Source organism: Bradyrhizobium sp. Mp19, assembly GCF_029952935.1.
GTDB lineage: Bacteria > Pseudomonadota > Alphaproteobacteria > Rhizobiales > Xanthobacteraceae > Bradyrhizobium > Bradyrhizobium elkanii.
Genome location: NZ_JASAUT010000192.1, coordinates 1 through 668 on the forward strand (window position 1 = coordinate 1; position 668 = coordinate 668).

1 protein-coding gene is annotated in these 668 nt (G+C 60.8%); it reads right to left on the reverse strand.

The genetic code is table 11. The features are described 5' to 3' along the window. On the reverse strand, nt 1-499 hold a 499-nt coding region (locus QJT82_RS45550; protein WP_281446745.1), incomplete at its 3' end, for a transposase. Nucleotides 500-668: the final 169 nt, after the last annotated feature.

The window sequence follows — 668 nt, forward strand, 5'->3', positions numbered from 1 at the left end:
CGTGCAGCAGCTTGGCATCGGTCGGGAAGGCGATGGCCTTCGGCTGCACGGTGGTATCGACCGTGACCCGCTTGAGGTCCTGGCTGCGTAACGCGCCGGCCTCGTGCGCCACCCGCAGGCTCTCGGCCAGCAACAGCTCCAGCTTGTCGCCGAGCCGCTTGCGCCAGTGGCTCAGGTCCGAGCGCTCGTGCGGAAACGCGTGCTGAAAGAACTCTTCGCCGGTGAAGTACTGGAAATACGGGTCGTGGACCCAGCGCTCGCACACCCCCTCATCGGACAGGCCGTAAATCTGCTTGAGCAGCAGCAGCCCGATCACGAAGCGGGTCGCGATCCCCGGCCGACCGTTCTCGCTGTAGAGCGGCGCGATCTCGCCGTCGATCCAGTCCCAATCGACCTTGCCGGCGAGCTGAACCAGCTCGTGCTTCATGTTGATGATCTGGTCCAGCCTGGCCCGGAACAGATCGCCAGATCCCGTCGTCCTTTGCTTCTTCGGTCGCATCGTCACCTCCGACGCGACCACGGAATCATGACTGGCGATTCGACTGAATCCTGAAAATGAAATTGCAAGGTTCCGAGGCTCGAAACATCAAAACCTTGCAATCCAAAAACAGTCCACACCAGCAAATGCGATTCTGCCTCAATCGCTTAGCCGATCTTCACGGACGACT